The 3,951-nt window shown below is 64.9% G+C and carries 1 protein-coding gene; it reads left to right on the top strand.

What is annotated here, in order from left to right; genetic code table 11:
- The coding region (locus PQR53_RS38680) for an SDR family NAD(P)-dependent oxidoreductase (protein ID WP_408465841.1) at positions 1-3,951 on the top strand (3,951 nt) is incomplete at both ends.

Here is a 3,951-nt window from a genome sequence, read left to right as displayed (position 1 = left end):
GGATGACAGCGCAACGCCGCAGCCGGGTTCGCTTGACAAGCATCGACTTCACCCGTTGGTTCATCGCAACACGTCGGATCTGAGCGAACAGCGCTATAGCACAACGCTCATTGGCGATGAGTTCTTCGTCAGCGAACATGTGGTGCGGGGACAGCGGGTGGTGCCGGGGGTGGTGCAACTGGAGTGGGCACGGGCGGCGGCAAGCATGGCTCTCGGGCGCTCGTTATCGGAGTTTGCGATCCGACTGACGCAGGTGAACTGGATGCGACCGTTGGTGGTGAACGAGCTACTGGAGGTCCATGTCGGCTTGACACAGGAGGAAGACGGTCGGGCTGGCTATGAGATCTACAGCGGGGAGTGCGACGACGCGGTGGTCTACAGCCAGGGCTGGGCGCAGGTCGTGTCGGCGGGTGCGGCGCCCCAGGTGGATCTAATGGGCTTGCGGGCACAGTGTGGGCGCACGATCGGGCGGGCCGAATGCTATGCCCGGTTGGCGGCGGCCGGCTTGAGCTATGGGCCGAGCTTCATCGTGTTGACGGCGCTGGAGGTCGGTGACGGAGTCGTGGTAGGGGCGTTGCAGCGAGCGACCGATACGTTCGAAGAGGGCTATGGCTTGCCGCCGAGTTTGATGGATGGGGCGTTGCAGGCAAGCATGGAGTTGGCTACGACCGATGGCGGGCTGGCGCTGCCGTTCGCGCTGCAGGCGATCGAGCAGTGGGGGGCGGTGCCGAGCTCTGCGTGGGCAGTCGTGAGGCCGGGAGCGGGCGACAGCGCGGCGATGCGCAAGCTCGACGTCGAGATCGTGGATGAGGCTGGCCAGGTGGCGGTGCGCCTGTCCGGCTTCAGTACCCGGATGCTGGAGCAGCAGGAGCAGACGCTGTTACTGGTCCCGCGGTGGACAGCGCAGGCGATTCCCCGGGCGGCGCAAGGTCCGGAGTACGGCATACACCGGGTGGTGGTGTGCGAGACCCGGGTACCGGATGGATTCGAGGCGGAACTGGCCCCGGCGCAATGTGTGCGGTTGAGCGCGGCCGGCACGTTGGCCGAACGCTATTGCGCGTATGCGGAGCAACTGCTGGCTCAGGTGCGGCAGATCACAGCAGACAAGCCCATCGATCCCGTGCTGTTGCAACTGGTGGTGCCGTTGAGTGGTGACGGGGCGGTACTGCAGGGATTGAGCGCGCTTTTGCTGGGCGCGCGGGCGGAATTCCCGACGTTGGTCATTCAGACGGTGGCCGTGGAAGATTCAGGCGAACTGGTCCCCAGGCTGCGTGCGGAGGCCATGTCGCCGGCACCGGCAGTGCGCTACGGACCGAGAGGGCGTGAATTGCTCGACTTCACGGAACAGCATACGTTTGAGGCGGATGTGCCCTGGCGCGATGGCGGGGTGTACTGGATCACTGGCGGCCTGGGTGGATTGGGCCAAATATTTGCTCGCGCGCTGGTGCACGGCGCGCGGGGGCCGACGCTGGTGCTGAGTGGCCGTAGTGCGTTGACGGCGGAGCATGAAGTCATCCTGCAGGGAATGCGCGCGCAGGGGGCACGGGTCGAATATCGGGCGGTAGATGTCAGTGATGGTCGAGGAATGGCGGTACTGGCACAAGACATCGTGGCCCGGTACGGACAACTGAATGGGGTAATCCACTGCGCCGGGGTGTTGCGCGACGGTTTGCTGGTGAACGGCACAGGCGACGATCTCCAGCAAGTGCTGGAGGCGAAGGTGACTGGGCTTGTTGCGCTGGATGCGGCGACCCGGACGATTGCGCTGGACTGGCTGGTGTTGTGCTCGTCGGTGGCGAGTTCATGGGGCAATGTGGGACAGGCCGGCTATGCGGCGGCCAATGGCTTCATGGACAGCTATGCGCTCTTCCGGGAGAGCCTGGTGGCGCAAGGCCGGCGATATGGCCGCATGGTGTCGGTGAGCTGGCCGCTGTGGGCTCAAGGAGGAATGAAGGTCGATGTCGGTGTCGCGGCTCAACTGCGGCGGGTGACTGGCATGCAGGCCATGCCTGATGAGGCCGGGGTCAAGGCCTTGAGGCAGGCGCTGGCCCGGACGCAAACGTCGGCCCATGTGATGGTGCTGTATGGCGAGCGGGCACGCTTGCTGGCACGCACGCAGGCGGCTGGGGTAGTGCCTGCGTTGCAGGCACCGGTTGAGGCGGCGATGCCGGCACCGGACCTGCCGGAGGACGGAGAGCTGGCTGCACGAGTGGAGCGTGTGCTGACGGGCTTGATCTCGATGCACCTGAAGATCGGGCAGGAGAACCTGGAGCGGGATACGCCGCTGAACGAATTCGGCCTCGATTCGATAACACTGACGTCCTTCAGCCATGTGTTGAATGAACGTTATGGGCTGATGCTGAGCCCCACAGTGTTCTTCGAGGCGCCGACGATTGCGGCGTTGGCACGATATCTCGCGCGCGAGCACGGCAGGATGCTGACGCCCGCGTTTGCGCCAACGAGTACGCGCCGGGAGACCGTCGAACCGTCCCCGCTCATGCCGCGAGATGTGACCGGGCGTCGTCGGGCGCGCCGTTCAATAGCGCGTCCATCGACAGCACATGGTGCGCCCGTACCGTCTACCCTGGAGCCGATCGCGGTGATTGGCATGAGCGGGAGTTTTCCGCAGGCGCCGGATATCGACACGCTGTGGACGAACCTTCGGGCCGGACGTGACTGCATTGGTGAGCTGCCGGCGAGCCGCTTTGGAGAGGCGTCGGCACCAGCGATTCGCCACGCGGGGGTACTCGACGGGCTGGACGAGTTCGATCCGCTGTTCTTCGGTATTTCGCCGCGCGAGGCACGGAGGATAGATCCGCAGCAGCGGCTGGTGATGACCTATGTCCACAAGGCAATCGAGGATGCGGGGTACTCGGTGCAGAGCCTGGCGGGCAGTGCCACCGCGTTACTGATGGGCACCGTCACGAGCGGCTACGGGCAAATGCTTGCGCAAGCCGGCGAGGCTGTGACGGGCTCGAGCGTGGCAGGACTGGTAGGTTCGATGGGGCCCAACAGGATGAGCTACTGGCTGAACTGGCACGGACCGAGCGAGCCGGTAGAGACAGCGTGCTCGAGTTCACTGGTGGCGGTGCACCGGGCCGTGACGCTGTTGCGCAGCGGCCAGTGCGCGCAGGCAGTGGTGGGCGGGGTGAATACGCTGCTGTCAAGCGAGGTGCACGAGAGCTTTACGCAGGCGGGCATGTTGAGTCTTGACGGACGCTGTAAGGCTTTCTCGGCGCAGGCCGATGGTTATGTGCGTGCTGAAGGCGTTGGGATGCTGTTCCTGAAGCCGCTGTCGGCGGCACAGCGTGACGGCGACCATATCTACGGCCTGATTCTGGGCAGTGCGCAAAACCACGGCGGACGGGCCAATTCGCTGAGCGCACCGAATCCATTGGCGCAGGCGCGGCTGGTTGAGACGGCGTTCCGGCAGGCCGGGGTAGACCCGAGCACGGTGGGATATATCGAGGCCCATGGCACCGGCACGGCGCTGGGTGATCCGGTCGAGGTGCAGGGGCTTAAACGCGCCTTCCGGAATTTGACGAAAGCCGGGAGTCTACCGGCGGCGAGCATCGGTCTCGGGACAGTGAAGAGCAACATTGGGCACCTCGAACTGGCCGCAGGCGTGGCGGGGCTGATCAAGGTGCTGCTGCAGATGCGGCACGGGCAGTTGGTCAAGAGCCTGTACAGCGAGCCGCCTAATCCGCAGATCGACTTGAAGGACAGTCCGTTCTACGTTGTGAACGAGCTGAGGACATGGGAAGCACCGGTGGATGAAACGGGGCGCGAGCTACCGCGGCGAGCGGGAGTCAGTTCGTTTGGCTTCGGGGGGGTGAACGCACATGTGGTGCTGGAGGAATACGTGGCGCCGCCGGAGGTTCAGCGGGCATGGGTGGGGCCAGTGGCGGTGGTGCTGTCGGCGAGAAACGAAGAGCGTCTGCAGGTACAGGC

The sequence above is a fragment of the Paraburkholderia fungorum genome (genome assembly GCF_046027605.1).
GTDB classification, from domain to species: domain Bacteria; phylum Pseudomonadota; class Gammaproteobacteria; order Burkholderiales; family Burkholderiaceae; genus Paraburkholderia; species Paraburkholderia fungorum_F.
The sequence above is the reverse complement of the archived record's forward strand: the minus strand, read 5'-3'. Positions and strand labels throughout refer to the sequence as shown.